Origin of the sequence: Chroococcidiopsis sp. SAG 2025 (genome assembly GCF_032860985.1) — a bacterium.
Classification (GTDB): Bacteria; Cyanobacteriota; Cyanobacteriia; order Cyanobacteriales; family Chroococcidiopsidaceae; genus Chroococcidiopsis.
On the sequence record NZ_JAOCNC010000001.1, the window covers coordinates 4,908,282 to 4,927,538 of the forward strand.

General features: G+C 44.9%; 17 protein-coding genes. 11 read left to right on the top strand and 6 right to left on the bottom strand.

The genetic code is table 11. From position 1 onward, the window contains the following. Positions 1–62: 62 nt before the first annotated feature. Both lnt and gyrA read right to left on the bottom strand, forming a co-directional pair. Entirely contained in the window at positions 63–1,658 is a 1,596-nt protein-coding gene (gene lnt / locus N4J56_RS24105) for an apolipoprotein N-acyltransferase (RefSeq protein ID WP_410500577.1), read from the bottom strand. Positions 1,659–1,743: 85 nt separating this feature from the next. Then, positions 1,744–4,323 (bottom strand): DNA topoisomerase (ATP-hydrolyzing) subunit A, encoded by a 2,580-nt coding sequence (gyrA, locus tag N4J56_RS24110; protein ID WP_317108751.1) that lies wholly within the window; start codon positions 4,321–4,323, stop codon positions 1,744–1,746. Positions 4,324–4,602: 279 nt separating this feature from the next. Here gyrA and N4J56_RS24115 point away from each other — a divergent pair, with 279 nt between their 5' ends. From N4J56_RS24115 to N4J56_RS24135, 5 genes are all read left to right on the top strand, one after another. After that, a complete protein-coding gene (locus N4J56_RS24115; protein WP_317108752.1) occupies positions 4,603–4,833 on the top strand; it encodes a hypothetical protein in 231 nt (76 codons plus the stop codon). Positions 4,834–4,966: 133 nt separating this feature from the next. Next, on the top strand, positions 4,967–5,881 hold the full coding sequence (locus N4J56_RS24120) for a histone deacetylase (protein WP_317108753.1): 915 nt from the start codon (positions 4,967–4,969) through the stop codon (positions 5,879–5,881). 253 nt (positions 5,882–6,134) lie between these two features. Continuing rightward, positions 6,135–6,287 (top strand): hypothetical protein, encoded by a 153-nt coding sequence (locus tag N4J56_RS24125; protein WP_317108754.1) that lies wholly within the window; start codon positions 6,135–6,137, stop codon positions 6,285–6,287. A 396-nt stretch (positions 6,288–6,683) separates the two neighbouring features. Then, positions 6,684–7,061 carry a hypothetical protein gene (locus N4J56_RS24130; RefSeq protein ID WP_317108755.1) on the top strand — a complete coding sequence of 126 codons (378 nt, stop codon included), beginning with the start codon at positions 6,684–6,686 and terminating at the stop codon, positions 7,059–7,061. 110 nt (positions 7,062–7,171) lie between these two features. After that, positions 7,172–8,530, top strand: a complete 1,359-nt coding sequence (locus N4J56_RS24135; RefSeq protein ID WP_317108756.1) for a UDP-N-acetylmuramoyl-tripeptide--D-alanyl-D-alanine ligase — start codon at positions 7,172–7,174, stop codon at positions 8,528–8,530. 59 nt (positions 8,531–8,589) lie between these two features. Here N4J56_RS24135 and N4J56_RS24140 read toward each other — a convergent pair whose 3' ends face one another. Continuing rightward, positions 8,590–8,943: a DUF4288 domain-containing protein gene (locus N4J56_RS24140; RefSeq protein ID WP_317108757.1), complete on the bottom strand. Its 354-nt coding sequence runs from the start codon at positions 8,941–8,943 to the stop codon at positions 8,590–8,592. 226 nt (positions 8,944–9,169) lie between these two features. Between N4J56_RS24140 and N4J56_RS24145 the strand changes: the two genes are divergently transcribed. Beyond that, positions 9,170–9,724 carry a 3'-5' exonuclease gene (locus N4J56_RS24145; RefSeq protein ID WP_317108758.1) on the top strand — a complete coding sequence of 185 codons (555 nt, stop codon included), beginning with the start codon at positions 9,170–9,172 and terminating at the stop codon, positions 9,722–9,724. Positions 9,725–9,770: 46 nt separating this feature from the next. Here N4J56_RS24145 and N4J56_RS24150 read toward each other — a convergent pair whose 3' ends face one another. Both N4J56_RS24150 and N4J56_RS24155 read right to left on the bottom strand, forming a co-directional pair. Further along, complete coding sequence (locus N4J56_RS24150; RefSeq protein ID WP_317108759.1) at positions 9,771–10,352, bottom strand: Crp/Fnr family transcriptional regulator; 582 nt, start codon at positions 10,350–10,352, stop codon at positions 9,771–9,773. A gap of 388 nt (positions 10,353–10,740) precedes the next feature. Next, positions 10,741–12,660 (bottom strand): protein kinase domain-containing protein, encoded by a 1,920-nt coding sequence (locus N4J56_RS24155; protein ID WP_317108760.1) that lies wholly within the window; start codon positions 12,658–12,660, stop codon positions 10,741–10,743. Between the two features lie 134 nt (positions 12,661–12,794). Between N4J56_RS24155 and N4J56_RS24160 the strand changes: the two genes are divergently transcribed. The 5 genes from N4J56_RS24160 to N4J56_RS24180 all read left to right on the top strand — a co-directional run bounded on the left by N4J56_RS24160 (position 12,795) and on the right by N4J56_RS24180 (position 17,781). Then, a complete protein-coding gene (locus N4J56_RS24160) occupies positions 12,795–13,772 on the top strand; it encodes a Gfo/Idh/MocA family oxidoreductase (RefSeq protein WP_317108761.1) in 978 nt (325 codons plus the stop codon). A gap of 155 nt (positions 13,773–13,927) precedes the next feature. Next, a complete protein-coding gene (locus N4J56_RS24165; protein WP_317110702.1) occupies positions 13,928–15,421 on the top strand; it encodes an AmpG family muropeptide MFS transporter in 1,494 nt (497 codons plus the stop codon). 83 nt (positions 15,422–15,504) lie between these two features. After that, the gene (locus N4J56_RS24170) at positions 15,505–15,717 is read left to right on the top strand and encodes a hypothetical protein (RefSeq protein ID WP_317108762.1); all 213 of its coding nucleotides are present in this window, start codon (positions 15,505–15,507) and stop codon (positions 15,715–15,717) included. 24 nt (positions 15,718–15,741) lie between these two features. Next, complete coding sequence (locus N4J56_RS24175) at positions 15,742–16,314, top strand: GNAT family N-acetyltransferase (protein WP_317108763.1); 573 nt, start codon at positions 15,742–15,744, stop codon at positions 16,312–16,314. A 129-nt stretch (positions 16,315–16,443) separates the two neighbouring features. Then, positions 16,444–17,781, top strand: a complete 1,338-nt coding sequence (locus N4J56_RS24180) for a hypothetical protein (RefSeq protein WP_317108764.1) — start codon at positions 16,444–16,446, stop codon at positions 17,779–17,781. Positions 17,782–17,856: 75 nt separating this feature from the next. On the opposite strand, the gene N4J56_RS24185 is transcribed toward N4J56_RS24180, so the two are convergent. Continuing rightward, a complete protein-coding gene (locus tag N4J56_RS24185) occupies positions 17,857–19,203 on the bottom strand; it encodes a DUF3370 domain-containing protein (RefSeq protein WP_410500578.1) in 1,347 nt (448 codons plus the stop codon). Positions 19,204–19,257 lie beyond the last annotated feature (54 nt).

Sequence of the window (19,257 nt, forward strand, 5' to 3'; positions counted from 1 at the left end):
CTCATTTACATCCATCCGCGTTCATCTGCGTCCATCCGCGTTCAAATTTCTCAAACATAAATTCACACAACCAGCCCTACCATCCAAACCAAAAAAGCCAATACCATCAATATCGGCGTTAACCAATCTCCCCAGCGCACGTATAAAGTCTTGGTTTGGCGGCGATAAATAGTTTCTGCATGAACTTCGTAAGTATTGTGTCCCGATATCCAAACAGTTTTACCGTGAGGATCGACAAAAGCAGAATATCCGGTATTGACAGCACGCACAGCCCAGCGATCGGTTTCAATTGCTCGCATGATATCTAAAGCATGGTGTTGAGCTGGCATCGCAGCACTGTAATGAGCATCGTTGGAAGGACTGAGGATAAATTGCCCGCCAGCAGCGGCTTGATAGCGAAATCGTTCGGGAAAGGCAGATTCGTAACAAATCCCTACAATTGCTCGACCGAAAGGAGTATCGAATAATTGATTTGGCGCACCTGCTAGTTGATGCTCGTCAAGGGGTGAGAGTCGAGAAATAATTCCACCTAAAATTTCTTGAAACGGAACGTATTCGCCAATTGGCACTAATTTTGATTTGTCGTAACGACTAAAAATCTGTCCGTTACTCAGTAGGGTGAAAATACTGTTTGTATAGCCTCCTTCTTTATCGCCAAACAATCCCAACCAAGCAACTACACCTCTTTCTTTAACCGCTGAGTAAAAAGAAGTGCGTTGAACGTCATGCCAGCGAAAAGGTAAAGCTCCTTCTGGGGTTAAAACTGCATCTACCCCACGATCGGCTAAAGTTTGGTAGCCAGTCGTATAACCTTCGATCGCCTTCCGAAAGCCTTCAGGATAAAGTTTGATTTTATTGGGGACGTTACCCTGGACGATCCCCACTTGAATTGCTGTATCTGGAGTTTGAGCTAGGGGAAGGCTGTACAAGCTATAGCCCAAAAGGTGAACTAGAAGGCAAAAGGTAGGAGGCAGAAGGCACAAGACAAGAGATCTTTTCCGATTTCCCTGTACGGGCGCACTACCGTTCGCCCCTACCGACTCCCTACTCCCGAATACTACCATCCAAGCTTCGGCAAATAATCCATTCACAGCCACGATCGCAGCTGTAACCGCCATCGGTCCAGAAAGTTGTCCGAGATGGAGAATGGGTAGGTTGTGAGGGCTTTGGGTGTAGGAAAGCGAAGACCACCACAAGGGTCCGGCACTCCACAAGCTTTCTAAGCCGCACCAAAGGGTAACACCGAGGAGGAGGCGGACAAGGTTAATGGGAATTTTGTCACGCAAAGACGCAAAGGCGCTAAGTATCTTTGATGATTTTGCGTTGGGAAATAAGGATTTTAAGGTGCGTATTTTCCAGTTGAGGAGCGTTTTTATGCTAATGCTCCAGGTGGCTACGAGGGCGGCTCCCCAGAGGGTGATGAAGATCCAGCAGAAAAGGGCGATCGCCAGACTACTCAACCACGGTACACCCATCCAAGTCATCGGATGAATGCCCGTAATCCAAAATAAAGCGACACCGTGATAGCCAATGCCCCAAAGGAGGGAGTCGGGAATCGCTCGTCGGGAGTCGGGAGATTTAGCTACTAATACCCATAAGGGAGCAAGGGCAATCCAGGCGAGATACCAGGCTCCTACAGGGGCAACGGTAAGCCCCATCAAGATACCACTAGCAAGAGCAATAAGGAGCGAAAAACGAGAGTTGAGATTCCCTTCACTCCTCACTCCTCGCTCCTCGCTCCTCTTAACACGCAGCCGCTTCATCGCTGACATCAGATGGAACCAAAGCTACAGCCGCGATCGCATCGTCTTCGTCCAAGCGTTGTACTCTTACGCCTGTCGCACTGCGAGATTGACGGGGGATGGCATCGGTGGATTGACGAATGATAATGCCGCGAGTCGTGATTAACATCAATTCATCGCCTGCATTCACCACCATCAAGGCTGCTAGTTTGTCTTTAAATTTGCGATTTTGCTTGAATTTCGTCGCAATTTTGCCTTTGGTGGCGCGATTGTACAACTTGAATTGGGAGACGGGAACGCGCTTGCCATAGCCTGCCATTGTCACGATTAAAACCCAAGGACCCTCGCCAGCATTCGCTATTTCGCCATTTTCCTCGGTTTCGGTTTCGACGATTTCGGTTTCTTCGACTTCGGCTTCAGCGGGATCGGCTTCTTCCATCTGCGAAGCAGCGAGTACGGCACTGGCAATGATATCCATGCCGATTAGTTCGTCTCCCTCTCGCAGTTTCATGGCTTTTACGCCACGAGTGGCTCTACCCAAAGGACGCAATTGTTCGTGGCTGGTTCTAAAGTGAATTGCCATGCCGAAGCGAGAACCAATGATAATGCTATCTTCGACTCGCGCCCTACGCACCCAACGCAATTGATCGCCCTCTTCTAAGGAGATTGCAATCAGTCCGTTTGCCCGAATATTGGTGAAAGCTGCGAGTTCGGTTTTCTTGATGTAACCGCCTTTAGTTAGCATCACCAAATATTCATCGCTGCTAAATTCGCTGACTGGAACGATGGAAGTAATCCTTTCTTCTTTGGGGATCGGTAGCATTTGCACGATTGGCACGCCCCGACTGGTACGCGATCCCACTGGAATTTGATAGGCTTTGAGGGAGTAGACCACACCGCGATCGCTGAAGAATAAAACGCTGTCGTGGTCGCAGCAGGTGAGGAAGTGATCGACACCATCATCCTCTTTCATTCGCGTCCCCGATTTACCCCGCGTTGCCCGACTTTGAGCTTCAAAGGTATCTAAGGGCATCCGCTTGATGTAGCCTTGTTCCGTCAACAGAATTACTGCTTTTTCGTTGGCGATTAAGTCAATCGCATCGAATTCCCCTTCAGCAGGTTCGATTTCCGTGCGGCGAGGGGTGGCGTGGGCTTGTTTGATTTGGGTGATTTCAGTTTCGATGATTTCTAAAATCCGTTCCCGTCGTGCCAAGATATCTTTTAAATCGGCAATCTGGACTTGTAAATCTTCGTGTTCTTGACGAATTTTCTCTGCTTCTAGTGCCGTCAGTCGGCGCAACTGCATTTGTAAAATTGCATCGGCTTGGGCTTCCGATAGTCCATGAGTGTCGATTAATTGCTGTTTTGCCGTAGTTGTATCGGCAGCACTGCGGATTGCAGCAATGATCTCGTCTAGGTTGAGTAAGGCAATCAGCAAACCTTGCAGGATATGATCCCGTTCTTCAGCTTTCCTTAGTTCGTATCGGGTGCGGCGGGTAATCGACTCGACGCGGAACTCTAAGAAGACGTGAAGAAACTGTTTTAAAGTCAATAGCTGGGGTTCGTTGTTGACCAACGCCAGCATATTCGCACCAAAGTTAGCTTGAAGCGGAGTTTGCTTGTAAAGGTTGTTGAGGACGACGCGGGGATAGGCATCGCGCTTGAGTTCGATGACGATTCTCATCCCATCACGATCGCTTTCATCCCGAATATCGGCAATCCCTTCAATCCGCTTGTCGTTAACGAGTTCGGCAATTTTTTCAATTAACGCTGCCTTGTTAGTTTGGTAAGGCAGTTGAGTAATAATAATTGCTTCTCGTTCCGGTCGTCCTCGCTGTTCGACTGTTTCGATCTCCGCTACGCCGCGCATCGTAATCGAACCGCGACCGGTGGTAAACGCTTCGTGAATTCCCGACGTTCCCAAGATTTTTCCACCCGTAGGGAAGTCGGGACCAGGGATGTATTGCATCAACTGGCGATCGCTAATTTCTGGATTGTGAATCAGCGCCACTACACCGTCAATTAATTCGCCCAAATTATGCGGTGGAATATTTGTCGCCATCCCCACGGCAATTCCCGAAGACCCGTTGAGCAACAGTTGGGGAATTCTCGCAGGTAAAACAATCGGTTCCTGCTGGGAACCGTCGAAGTTGTCGATAAAGTCTACAGTTTCGGCTTCAATGTCCTGCAATAAAGCATTTTCAGTTAATGCCTGCAAGCGACATTCGGTGTAACGCATTGCCGCTGGGGGATCGTTATCCACCGAGCCAAAGTTACCATGCCCTGCAATCAGGGGCGATCGCATGGAGAAATCCTGCGCCATCCGTACCAAGGCATCATACACAGCCGTATCGCCGTGGGGATGATATTTACCTAGTACCTCCCCCACAACACGGGCGCATTTACGGAACGGACGGTCTGCCGTTAATCCCAACTCATGCATGGCGTAAAGAATTCGGCGATGCACGGGTTTCAGACCATCCCTGGCATCTGGTAGCGCCCTACCTACAATTACGCTCATGGCGTATTCCAGGTAAGACCGCGACATTTCGTTCCGCAGATCGGTTGGAATGATGGTCATATCTTTGCAAAAAACTCCAAATTTGTCGATTTTCAGCAGACAATGCCCAAGATGTTGCTAAATCTTCGGTTTAGCTGCCAAAAAGCTGTAAATTATATCAAAATTTTATCATATTTTGCTAGGGATTGGTTGGTCATTGGTCATTTGTTGTTGGTTGTTGCACCCTCTGCTCCTCTGCTCCCTGCTCCCTGATAACTGACAACTAATTTAAGCCTCAAGATAGTGTGTGCCAGCAGGCGATCGCTTTTAAGCTGGGGCGTGTAGAGGTGAGAATTAGATATGAGCAGTGAAACGGCTCCAAATCAGGCAGAAAAGCAAAATCCCCCAGGAGATCCATCGCAACTCGCTCCAGAGGTACTGGACAAGATTAAACATCCACCTTCCGTACACGACCAAATGAAGCAACTCAGTCCTGAAGAACTGCGGGCAAACCAAGCCGTATCGCCGGAAATGTTAAACAGTGGCGAAGATTTGCGCGATGACATTATGCCGACGGACAGTGACCAGTGACCATCAACTATTAACCGTCAACTGTCTTCACGAAGTGTAGCGCAGCGTTTACCGTCAACCATTAACAAATGACCATTGACTAATGACAACCACAACGCGCTAATCTGATGAATCAATAAGGATTGCTAGAGATATGCTGGCTGTCATCTATTCTGACGAGTTTCTCGAACACAAAACGGGACGATTTCACCCAGAAAAACCAGAACGCATCAGCGCGATCGCATCTGCTTTACAACATACTAGCTTTGCTCACCAACTAGAATGGCGATCGCCTGTGACAGACTCCCAAAGGGCGATCGCGTGGTTGAAAAAAGTCCATTCACCCCATCACATCCAATCTGTTCGAGAACTCGCTACACAGGGTGGTGGTTATTTAGATCTCGATACTCCTGTATCTCCCCGCAGCTACGATGTGGCAATATTAGCAGTCAACGCCTGGTTGGACGGGATCGATTACACGTTGGCGACAAATAACCCTGCTTTTGTCCTCTCTCGTCCGCCTGGACACCACGCCGAAAGCGATCGCGGCATGGGATTTTGTTTATTTTCCAATGCGGCGATCGCCGCTCATTATGCCTTAGAACAGCCCAACATCAACCGCGTGGCAATTTTAGACTGGGACGTACACCACGGTAACGGGACTCAGGAGATCGTCGAGCATCACCCCCAAATTGCTTTTTGTTCCTTACATCAGTCTCCCTGCTATCCTGGCACTGGTAAAGCCGCCGAAACAGGCGCACACAACAACGTCCTCAACCTACCCCTCCCCCCAGGTAGCACGATTGCTGACTACCAACCAGTCTTTGAAACTCAAGTGATGCCATTTTTAACTCAGTTTCAACCCGATCTATTGATTGTCAGTGCTGGATACGACGCTAACGCCGCCGATCCTCTAGCAGAAATGTACCTGCAACCGCAAGATTACGGATTATTTACGGAATTTTGTCTTAAGATTACTCACCGGATTGTCTTCGGTCTAGAAGGAGGTTACGATCTCCCTGCCCTGTCTCAATCTGTGGTAGCTACAATCGAACGGTGTCTTTTTTAGTAGGGGTAAGGGATAAGGGGTAAGGGAAAGAAGAAGGGAAAAAACCAACTGTCAACACCGCCAACTACCAACTACCAATTACGCATCACCTACATCCCGAATCGGTAATAGCCTTCCCTCAGTACAATCACAGAGGTGGTATCTAAAAAGAAAATTAATTACAGTAATCTCTCGGTGGAACTCTCACCCAGACAGATGGGTAAATAGAAAAGTCAATCGCATCAACTCCTAAGTTGAGCCAAAGCAAGTAAAAATGACTACGTACATTTTTTTCGATACAGCCTTACGCATTTTTGTCAACGCTTATCTGGTTTCTGTAGTACTGCTTTTATCGGCTTCTGTCATTGGATTAGCAGTTATCGAATCAATTGAAAAAGAGCATCATCCATTCCTCAAGTCAAGGTAATCTCTTCCCAGCAGGAGTGTAATGGCTGTATAGTATTCATCTGATGCGATCGAGTTGGGATCGGCGCAGACACTTACAAAAAGGCTTCGACTCGATCGCCCCAGAATTGAGACTATTTGATACTTAAACAAACCGAACTATCCATTATGGACATTGCTTTGCTGTGTGGTTTCAGCAGTCACAGTCATTGAGGCAAATGGTTTCGGCAACAAACAGGAGTCACTCATAAAATGTACCGCATCAATTTTTGTTGCAGCTTGGACAAATAAATTTCGTAGCGACACAAATTAATCATCTATCTTAGGGTCTATTTGTCTCCTAATTTGGATATACTTAGCAAAACCATCAGCACGTTTTTGCTCGGTTTAGCTTCAGCTCTATATCCCAGGAAGTCAAATGCTCGATCGCAACCCTTTACAATTGGAAACAGAAATTGCCAGAATCGCTAGAGTCATGATGACTCGTAATTCAGAGATTGGTAGCGATATCATTAGCGATTTGAGAACAAAACTGACAAACGAAGAATTAGCTGGCTTGTTGCTTGTCGGTATTGAGCGTATCCTCTGGTTTGATGTCGATGCAGTTTTCTGGACTATAGAACAGATGATTCCTGCCGATCTCATGCAGGAAATTAGAAAAATTACCAATTTAGCGTTTTACAAGCAGTTAATTAACCAAAAATTTATTCCTGGTGTAGACTTTAGCATTGATGCCGATGGCAAACTGTTATTAAATCACAATGCAAAAGCAGCTTTAGTGAAGAGTAAGGGGTAAGGGTTAGGGAAGAAGTCAAAAGCCAAAAGCTAAAAGTCAAAATTTGCCTACACCCTCTATAACCTTTACCGACTGCCGACTTCCGGTTTCCAACTTCTGACTTCTCCAACATGTCTTTCCAAGTCACTCTCGATCGACTCATTTCTCTATTGGCTGCTAAGCCACTACATCTTTCTGACAATGCTTTAGCTTCAACTTGTACGGGAATTAACACCGATACGCGCAGCCTCAAGCCTGGAGATATATTTGTGGCTTTGCGCGGGGAAAAGTTCGACGGACATGGATTTGTCGCAACGGCAATTGAAAAAGGTGCGATCGCAGCAATTGTTGACGGACACTATCAAGGGGATTTACCTGTATTGCAGGTACGAGATTCCCTTCAGGCGTATCAACAAATTGCCTCTTGGTGGCGCAGTCAGTTTCATATTCCCGTCATTGGCGTAACTGGTTCTGTCGGGAAAACCACCACTAAGGAGTTAATTGCAGCTGTCTTGGGAACTCAGGGCAACGTCTTGAAAACTCATGCAAATTTCAACAACGAAATCGGCGTACCCAAAACATTATTGGGACTAGATGCCGAGCATGATTTTGCAGTGATTGAAATGGCAATGCGAGGAAAAGGTGAAATTGCCTTATTAACTCAAATTGCTCGTCCTACTATTGGTGTCATTACTAATGTTGGCACGGCACATATTGAACGCTTGGGTTCTGAAGAGGCGATCGCCCAGGCAAAATGCGAATTATTGGCTGAAATGCCTCAAGATAGCCTAGCAATCCTCAATTGCGACAATTCACGTTTAATTTCTACTGCTAACACCGTATGGCAGGAAAAAACTATTACCTACGGTTTAGAAGGGGGAGATGTTCGAGGGGAATTACTCGATTCTCAAACTTTAAGAGTAGCAGGATTAGAGTTGCCTTTACCCTTACCAGGACGACACAACGCCCTCAATTTCTTGGCAGCTCTGGCAGTAGCTCAAGTATTACAGATCGATTGGTCGGCGCTGAAAGCAGGTTTAACTGTCGATATGCCATCAGGGCGATCGCAACGTTATGAATTAGCCAACGACGTGGTAATCTTAGATGAAAGTTATAATGCTGCGCCAGAAGCTATGCTGGCAGCGTTACAACTATTAGCGCAGACACCAGGAAACCGACACATCGCAGTGTTGGGTGCGATGAAAGAATTGGGAGAGCGATCGCGAGAATTACATCAAAAAGTCGGGGCAATGGCATGGCAGTTGAATTTAGATTTACTGCTGGTTTTGGTAGACAGTACGGATGCAGAAGCGATCGCGCAGAGTGCGGCGGGTATACCTGTAGAGTGTTTTGCTACTCATGCAGAATTAGTCAAACGGTTGAAAGGAGGAGTGAAAGCAGGCGATCGCATTTTATTTAAAGCCGCTCATTCCGTAGGTTTGGATCGGGTGGTAGAACAATTTCGAGTGGAATATTGTCACAATACCTGATGTAGAGACGTTACATGTAACGTCTCTACAGAGGATATAACGTTTCTACAAGCAAGAAATTAAAGTTCTTCCCCTGATAAAAGCGGCTCGAATTGACAATAGGCTTCGTAATTCCGAAAATGTCGGGCATAGATTTCCGTAACGTCGCCAAAATCATCGTACAAAACTGAATTTACATCAATTATCTGCTTGCAAGTCCAAGTAATAGTGTCTTTGTCCTGATTTTGATAGCTGCATTCTTGTTGGCGGCTGTAAAGCAAAGCTTTTTCCCTAGCTTCCTCTAAAGAGTTCGCTTGAATGAGTATAAAACATTCCTCGTATAAAGTGCGATCGCTTGGCACACTTGATGATGATTCAAATAGAATCACGGCAATGTATAAAGATGCTTCTCCGCTATTGCTCTCAACTCTCATGAACATCTCGTGTCATCCTTTCCAACCAAATGATGACATAATTAGTATTAATTGATACTTTGCAATTTAGTACAGCGCGTGTTTCAAACCATAGGTTTCAGCTCTAGACAATGCAAAGATAAATCTCATCCTTCCCTGCCCTAATATTTTTTTGCGTTCTTCTTGGCGACTTTGCGGCTTTGCGCGAAACAGAACCAGATCTTTAAACCCTAACAAGTATAAATCAGTGGCTAAAAAAACAGATCGAATTATAGTTATAGATATTGAATCTACCTGCTGGGAAGACAAACCGCCAGCCGGACAAGAAAGCGAAATTATCGAAATTGGAATTTGCACGCTTGATGTAGCTTCAGGCAAAAGACTAGAAAAAGAAAGTATTTTAGTCAAACCCGAAAAATCTCAAGTCAGTGAATTTTGTACTCAACTTACCACCTTAACCCAAGCTCAAGTCGAGCAAGGTATTTCCTTAAAAGAAGCCTGCACAATTCTGAAACACAAATATCAATCGCAAGAGCGGATTTGGGCAAGCTTTGGAGATTACGACAGAAGACAATTTGAAAAACAATGTCAGTTCAAAAAGATAAATTATCCCTTTGGTTCCAGACATATCAACGTCAAAACTTTATTTGCGGTTATTCATGCTCTACCCAATGAAATCGGCATGGCAGAAGCATTAGAAAAACTCAATTTTGCCCTCGAAGGCACGCACCATCGCGGCGGGGATGATGCTTGGAATATTGCCTCGATCTTATCAGAACTGTTGTTGAAAAGTAGAGGTTAATATGGTGGGCAATACCCACCATAAGCCAATAATAAATCGTTATAGATCAGGCAAATTTAGTTTGACGATCTAATAAGACAATGAAATGGCGGCGGGGGCGATCGATGATACCTTCTTGTTCGAGCTGAGATAGCAGGCGCGTCACGGATACGCGAGTCATACCAATAAATTCTGCGATTTCTTGATGAGTCAGGCGCAAGTCAATTAACCGTCCGCGTTCCACAGGACGGGCAAACTTACGCGCTAACCACAGTAGCATTTGTAGCAGGCGATCGCGAGCGTTGGTTTGGCGAATAATACTTAGTAGTTCCTCCGCTTGTTGTACGTGCTGGCAAATTGCTGTCAACACCCGTTCTCTTTGGTACGAGGGGACGTAGCTGACTTCTACACTTGTAATGCACTCAACTTGATAAGGTTGGATATTCGACAAAGGCTGACCGACAACATCACCTGTACCCCAATACCCCAGTGTCATTACTGTTCCCTCCTCATTCCAAGTAACAGTGCGAACAGCTCCCCGCTCGATATGCAACAGCATTTCCGATTTTAGGGGAATTGAGTCATGACGCTTGAAAGTCTGCTGAGATAAATTCTCAGCTACGGTAATTGTGGGCAAGAGGGATGACATAAGCAGTTCCAAGTGTAAATTTCAAAGTTCAGGTATGGTAGACGGCATTATTGGCGATTGTAATATCTATTTTCAGAATGTAAGCAGGTGGATTTGTACCTGAGTAGAGTTCAGAAGAACGAGAATTGCCTTACAAGAGAGTATAAAGTCATTCAAAGTTTGTCGCAAGTTAATTGAGAATCTTTATCACTTGTATCGAGAAAATTGAGGAAAGTTTCTTCTCCTTTGGTTTATCTTCCCTGGCTAGTTATTTCTAGGGTAGAAATACCCAAAATATACTGAAAATATACTAAAAAAAACGTACTCCTTGTCAAATGACGAGCTGTCAAGGACGGGGACAAGTCACAAGTCACAAGTCATAATTCATTCCGAATTCCGAATTCTCCCCTCATTGCGGTACGCGCCACACCTTAACTGTTTTGTCCTCGCTCGTACTTACCAACTTGCGCCCATCAGGGCTGAATGCCACAGCCCAAACTGCTGCTGTATGCCCTTTAAACGTGGCGATTTCTGCGCCTGAAATGATGTTCCACAGCTTTATTGTCCGATCGTCACTAGACGTAGCAATTGTTTGCCCATCTGGACTCACAGCAACGAGATTGATATCGGCAGTATGACCTGCGATCGTCCGAATTGCTCTACCAGTGTTAAGATTCCAAACTGCGATCGTCGTGCCGTCGCTGACGCTGTAAAGTTGCTGGCTATCTGGACTAATGGCAACAGACCAAACCGCATCTTTGTGTCCTTTGAGGGTGCGCAATTCTTTAACTGGATTATGGTTTAAATCCCAAATTTTCATAGTCTTATCGCCGCTCCCAGTGACTAGCTTCCGCCCGTTGGGGCTGATGGCAACGGTGAGAACTTCCGCTGTATGCCCTGTAAGGGTGATATTTTTCCCTGTCTTCAGATCCCAAATTTTAGCCGTCTTGTCATAACTTGCACTGGCAATCTTTTGTCCGTCTGGGCTAATGGCAACGTAATTGACATAGCTTTTATGCCCGCGTAGAGTTTTGATTTCTCGCCCAGTGTTGAGATTCCAGACTTTTACGGTATTGTCTTTACTGCCACTGACAAGGGTTTGATTGTCATTACCGATCGCCACAGAATAAACCCAGTCTAAATGTTCCTCAAGCGAGCGAATTTCTCGCCAGCTATTTGCATCCCAGATTCTGACAGTGCGATCGTCGCTACCAGTAGCAAACTTTTTACCGTCAGGAGTAAAGGCAACACTATTCACTTCATCTGTATGCCCTGTTATGGTATTGACTTGCTGTTGTTGCCAGTAATACAAATACGCTACTAGTGCCAGTAACAGCAGAAAGCAGCCACCTAAAAGCCGACTCCGTTTAGATGGTTTTGCTGATGGAGTTATGACTGTGGGTTGAGGCGATGTGGCTGAGGTGTTTGCCTGCGGGGATACTAAAGCTGCGGTTTCTACTGCGGTTAACGGGGTTGTCAGTGCAGGTGCAATCGGCTGAGGCGATCGCGCTATTGCAAGATAGTTTTGCTGAGGTTTTTTTTGTAGTAACCGATCGATTGCCTGCGCGAGTTCCTGGCTAACTGCTTGTAATAACGGGTGACGTTGCCAATTCGCACTCCAGTTGCGATCGCCTTGAAGCCAAGAAAAATAGGGATGTCCAGATAATAAATGCAGACAAGCTACACTTAAATCGTAGAAATCGAGATTTGTTTGTAATGCCCAGTCATCATCAAATGAGTTGTTTGGATGTAAATTGTTTGGATGAAACAGATGTTTGGTCAGATCGAAGTTAATTAACATCAACCTTTCATCACTATTACGGCGGATAATACTTTCTAAGTTTATATTTCCGTGAACGATCTGGCGCTTGTGGATGAAATAAAGTAACGGCAATATTTGACCTAAGACATCCCAAATTTGTTGCTCGCTAAATGTTCCTTGCTGAACTAATTCCTGTCTTAAGGTTTGCCCCGAAATTGCTGGTTGAACTAAATAAAAATAATTTCCTTGGGTAAAATAAGCCGACAGAGTAGGAATCCGATCGTTTTCACCGATTTGTGCTAATTTCTTCGCTAGAGAGTGAAAAATATTCGAGACGAGATGGTAGTTATTAGCTCTAGGCAACGTCAATTGTTGTACCACGTAAGATTCTCGTGCATCTCGATCTTGAGCGAGAAATATTTGACTCAAGCCACCACCAGCTAGGGGGTAAACTGGACGGAAGCGATCGCCCAAACTCGGAACGAGCTTTGTGCCACAACTGAAGCAATATTCCCGATCGTCAGGGTTAACTGGATTTTGGCAGTTGGGATTGAGGCAGCAGAGCATAACTTCAGCACCTACTAGCCGTTTCGGAACATCATAAACAAGTTAAAAGTCAAAAGTCAAAAGTTAAAAGTCAAAAGTCAAAAGTCAAAAGTCAAAACTTTTTTCTTATCCCTTACCACACACCAATCTTCACAATGCTCGATGACCAAATTCAGATCGGAATAGTAGGTACTGGCTATGCAGCGAAGTTAAGAGCAGAATCTTTTGGACAAGACGAGCGATCGCGTGTCGTTGCAATTACTGGGCATACTCCTGAAAAGACAGCAACCTTTAGTCAGACGTATCAAGCTCAAGCGGTTGATTCTTGGCAACAGTTAGTAGCACGGGAAGATATCGATCTCGTTGTTATTTGTACGATTAACTCAGATCATGGAGCAATCGCCAAAGCTGCTTTACAGAACCACAAGCACGTCGTTGTAGAATATCCTTTGGCTTTGGATGTAGCGGAAGCAGAGGAAATTATTGCTCTAGCTAAAACTCAAAATCGGTTATTGCACGTCGAACATATTGAGTTACTCGGTGGCTTACACCAAGCCTTAAAACAGTATTTACCACAAGTTGGTAGCCCGTTCTACGCCCGTTACAGCACGATGAATCCCCAACGCCCCGCGCCTCGACGTTGGACTTACAATCAAGAGATGTTTGGCTTTCCTCTATGTGGAGCGCTATCGAGAATCCATCGCCTTACAGATTTATTCGGTACGGTTGAGACTATCAGTTGTCAAAATCGTTATTGGGGTACAGATCCCGAGTCATTTTTTCAAGTGTGTTTGTGTACGGCACAAATTCGATTTACTAGCGGAGCGATTGCCGAAGTTAGTTATGGTAAAGGGGAAACTTTGTGGCAAAACGAGCGCAAATTTGAGGTTCACGCTGACCGAGGTGGTTTGATTTTTGATAAGGATGATGGTGTTTTAATTCAAGCAGAGGAAACAACAAAAATTGACATTGGTTCTCGACGTGGATTATTTGCTAAAGATACAGGTATGGTATTAGATCGTTTACATACGGGTGCGCCTTTGTACGTGTCTCCAACTGAAAGTTTGTATGCTCTGAAAGTTGCAGATGCAGCGCGGCGATCGGCTCAGACGAAGGAGACGATTGCGATGTAGGAGTGGTTTTGCTAAAAATGATGTCACGCAAAGGCGCAGAGGCGCAAAGAAGATCGCTAAAGGTTTTTGCGGGAGATTCTAAAGATTTAATTAAGGAATTGATGGAAAAGCGATCGCTGATTTAATGCTGTTGTATCTGATGGGAGTCTTTGAAAGTGACAGCAATGCGATCGCTGCTACAAGTTTTTCAAAGTCGCAAAATGGCGGCTTTGCTACTGCTGGGTTTTGCTTCGGGTTTGCCTTTGTTTTTAACGAGTCGAACTTTGCAAATCTGGATGAAGGAGTCAAATATCGATTTGGGGGTTATTGGCTGGTTCAGCTTGGTGGCTTTACCCTATTCTTTGAAGTTTTTGTGGTCGCCTGTTTTGGATCGGTTTGTTCCTCCGTTTTTGGGGCGCAGGCGGGGGTGGTTGGCGATAACTCAAGTTGGGTTAATTGTAGCGATCGCTGCTTTGGCATTGCAACAACCTACCCAAGATGTACGAGGATTAAATTTATTGGCAATTACTGCTTTAATTGTTTCTTTTTTCAGTGCAACTCAAGATATCGTCGGCGATGCTTATCGGACTGATGTATTGAAGCCACAAGAATTAGAAACTGGTGCATCTGTTTGGGTACTTGGCTATCGTATGGCGTTGTTAGTCACGAGTTTTTTAGCTTTAGTTTTAGCCGATTATTTACCTTGGCAAATTGTGTATTTGTTAATGGCTGCTTTGATGGGAGTCGGACTATTTACAACTTTTTGGTCGCCCCAACCAGAAAACGATATTTTAGAGGAGCGATCGCCTCCTACGGTTAAAGATATAGTTTTCTTAATTGGAGGAGGCTTATTAATTTCAGGACTACTTTTAGCAGTAGGGACGGGTTATCTACCTTTGCCAATCTTCTATTGGATAGTTGCAGCCCTGATTGTTGCGTGGTTAGCTACCTCATTTTTATTACCAACAAAAACTAGGGAAATAGCCACAGAGCGATCGCCACAAACATTACAAGAAGCAGTTTATTTACCTTTTCAAGAATTTTTTCAGCGTCAAGGACTTGGCGCAGGAATTCTAATTCTACTATTTATCTTGCTTTATAAGTTGGGAGATGCCTTAGTAGGAAATATGGCAAATCCATTTTTAGTAGATTTAGGTTTTAGTAAAAGCGCAATTGGCGCAATTCAAGGAGGAATGGGATTTTTAGCCACAACTGTAGGAGTATTAATTGGTGGAGTTATTTTAACCAAAATTGGAATAAATCGTGCCTTGTGGGGATTTGGAATTCTGCAACTGATGAGTAATTTAGGCTATTATGCCCTAGCGATCGCGGGAAAAAATAGCTCGTTACTAGTCATAGCAATTAATATTGAAAATTTCTGTGCTGGCTTAGTCACAGTCGTAACTGTTGCTTACCTAATGAGCCTGTGCGATCGCCGCTTTACCACAACTCAATTTGCCTTATTTTCGAGTTTAATGGCAATGAGTAGAGATATTTTAGCTGGACCTGCTGGGGAAATTGCCAAAGCAACAGGTTGGGCAACATTCTTTTTACTGACAATAGTTGCTGCCATACCAGGACTGTTACTTTTACCTATCGTTGCCCCTTGGAACTCGAAGTATATATTACCTAGACCAGGACTAGATGAAGAAGACTGGCAACAGTTGTAGGATAAAAAGAAGACAAGAGAGATTAGCTTCTCAGTTTATCTCTTCCCTGCTCCCTGCTCTCTGCTCCCTGCTCCCTAAAAAAAATGGCTATCTTCCGTCAATACATCGCCCCGTTATTAGTCGTACTCGTATTCTTAATTGCTTTAGTTGCAGTCAGCGCCCGTATATTCATTCCGGCTGATATGGCTGCACCCGCGCCGACTCAAGAAGTCAATTCCCAGCCAGATAATGCCCAAGTTAATTTTACAAACGCGATCGCCAATGGATTCGGATGCGTTAGCGAAACGCGAGCGTAGTTATCGCCCCTTGCCTAGTTTGAAGTGACTCAACAGCTACTACCAGGCTACTCAATCCATTCTGGCACTAACCAGGATCGATCGTTGCTGATCCAATTCATGCAGCAGAGTTACCGAGAAATCTTTCCCGAACAAAACTTTGCTCATCTCACCCGCACCGTCGAGCAATATTTTTCTAGAGATACACCTTTATGGTGGGTGACTGAAGGGAGCAGGGACGAGCTGGGAGCAGAGAGTAGTGAAGAACTTACCTTTTCTCACGCACCACACACCACACACCACGCACCACTCAAAGTCGCTTGCTTGTGGGTAGGAAATGCCGTAGATCAAGTTAAAGGCGATCGCCATACATATATATTCTTACTCTACGTCAAACCAGAACATAGACAACGAGGTATCGGTAAAGCATTGATGAGATATCTTGAAGATTGGGCGCGGACAAAAGGCGATCGGCAAATTGGTCTACAAGTCTTCCAATCTAATACCCTAGCCCTAGATCTATACCACAAACTAGGCTATCAAATTCAGTCCCATTGGATGATCAAAACACTCGAGGAAGGGAGCAGGGAGCAGGGAACAGGGAGCAGGGAAGAATAACCAAATACCAATACCCATTACTCATTACCACATCTGCGATCGATAATTCTTGTCAATCTCACACCAGCCAGATCCTCAAACTGCCAGACAACCTTTAACCTAGTAAAAGCCATATTACTAAAAAACCTCATGGTAGAAGCAATTCTAGAGCGATCGCGCCAACTCAAACAAGACTTAACCGATTTCGTCCTCGATGCAGAAGGAGAACTCGCTGAGGCTTTAGAGGCTTATGCTGCTGCCAATGCGCGTAAAGATCGCTATGATGCGGTTCAGCAAGAAATAGTCATTGATACATTTATTACTGAAGGACAGGTTGGCGACAAAACACCTATAGACTTATTTATCGAAAACCAACCTGAATTGACTAAGAGCGATCGCCAATTGCTAAATAGTTGGAAACGTAGTTTTATCGGCTTATTTACTATTACTAAAATTCTTCCTGATGGATTGGAATTCATGAACTGGCTGACAGCAAAACACTACACTGTGAAGCCAAACGACGAGAAAACATTACAAGAAATGTCTCGGTGGAAAGAGGGAGAAATCTTACTGACTCGCATCGCACCCGTCACCGATGACTATTGGACATTTTCTTGTGCTTACACGCTGATGGGTAGATTGGGAAAACCCAAACTTGCCGTAGCAATTGGTAATTTTAAAGATAACTATAGAAAATATCTTTACAGCGATGCTCCAGATTTATTAGCAGAAGCTTGGCAATCTGTGGCTAACTATCATCAAGAATTTATAGATTTCTTTGGAAATGAAGAAGTGACGATGCCCGGTTATCAGCTCAATAAAAAAGTCGCTGAATTTCAAGAAATACTAACTCAACAACGCCTCAAAGCAGCCGGAGTTGACGAATCGAAAAGCTTATCAGAACTGGCTGAAGAAGCGGGAGTAGGAAATGAGGAAATCGCAGCCGCCGCCAAGGAAGCAGGCGCAGACTCGCAAGCAATTTCTCAGCTTCTTGCCGATCGAAGCAAGACCAAAATGGTAGCTCCAAAAGTAGAATTGCCAGCAGATCTGAAAAAAGCCGAACAGGTAACGGCGATTTCTCATCCTCGTTGGGGACAAATGTTTCTACCTACATATACTAAGTTCGTAGAGTTGTTAGAAGCTGAGGATTGGCGATCGCCAGAAGGTGCGGAAAAATTAGTTAAATATTATTTAGAAAATGCATCTATCAATACTTTCATTTGGAAGAAGTTAGCACAACAATATCCCAAGCAATTAGAAAAAATCTTGCAAACGGTCTTAGAACGTCCCCAGTTCAAACTTGACAGCGACTTAGAACCACTATTGCAAGAATACAATAAACCGATAGAACCGGAATTACCAGAAATCGCTAGCGTTCCTATTCATCTACACAACTTATTTGAAGAAGCTTTTGTAGAAGTGAATAAATCTATTACTAAAAACAAAGGTGGCAACAAGAAGAAAACGGGTTTTGGGTTAAAAAAATAAGATTGCAAATCTCGTTTGCATCTATGACATGTGTAGAGACGTTACATGTAACGTCTCTACAATTATGTAATGTCTCTATTTTGTACCAATTGTTAGAACCTGCGGAGGGGTTGCATCTGGCGGGTAAAGAAAATCTAACTGTACCAAACGGCGATCGCCTGGTTTCATCTGTAAAGTTATTAATGGTTCTCCCTGCTGTCCCCTCGTCTGAACTAAATGCACGTACTTCGTCCGAGGTAAATTTTGGTCGTCGTTATAACGCAACCTTACCGTACCGCGAAAGAATACCTGCTTTGCTGGCGAACTAAAGAAACGCAACCCGCCTTGACTGAGTTTGCCTTCCTTCAGTGGTGTTTCTAGAGATACGGTGACAGTTCGATCGCGATCGCTATTGTTTTGTAGTGGCAAACTCAGACTATATTGAATTCCATAGTTACCGTGGGCGCGATAAGCTGTATCTGGGTAACGAATCAGCATTGGCGCACTTTGAATTTGACTCGTTCCCAACGTCCCTTGGTTCAACATACTCAAACCATAGGAAAAAGCTTCACCTGGCGACGGGATACTTAAAGAAGAAGCACCCGAACTATCTACCAATTGCGATCGCCATTGGGAACCCTGCGCTACTCCCGCCACGCGACCGTAAACCACTTTACCGCTCGTTTGTTCTGGTGGTGTAGGAGTTTTATCGCGGGGTCCAGCTAAATTCCCACGCTCTAACATTCGCTGCCATTCTTCTAAAGTAGGCGATCGCTCTTGTCCGTTAGCATCGGTCGGCGCGTACATTGCCAAACTTGCAGCATATACCGTTCCACTACTCCGCAAGCGCATGAATGTAGACCGTCCGTTGATTGGCGGTTCTAAACCCTGTACCGGAATCGGCAAATTGAATAACATCTGGCTTTGTCCGGGGGGAATAATCAGTTGCGGCGGAAAACTCGACTGTCGCTGTCCGCGCAAAATCTGATTCATGACGCGATCGCCTGGTCCCGCAAATATCGTACCCAAGTTATTTTCAGCTACAGGTGGTAATTCTGCAAACGGTGCATCCGGTTGGCTGAGATAACTGGCTGCTTGCAAAATATCTACCCGTATCGCTTGCTTGCCAGGATTGTGTAAGATGACTCCTAAATAGAGCGATCGCAAATCGTCTGGCGAAGTCGGTTGAAAAACGTGATGAGCAAACAGATCGAATCTACCCCTAAAAGGAAAATTCAGATGAGCGGATTTAGTTTGTTTCCCACCAGGCGGAAAAGTGGAAAGTAAGATTCCTTCTGCCTGTACTTTTTCAGGACTATTACTATTAAATACTGGCACTGCATCCAAACTACCAGCTAGAGGACGCACAATTCGCGGTTGTACGATTTCTTGTGGTGGGGGAGTGGTTTGAGCGATAGGGAAAATTGGCAACAAAGGCAGCATAAGCAAGTCAAAAGTCAAAAGTTCAAAGTCAAAAGTTGTAGAGGCGGGTTCACA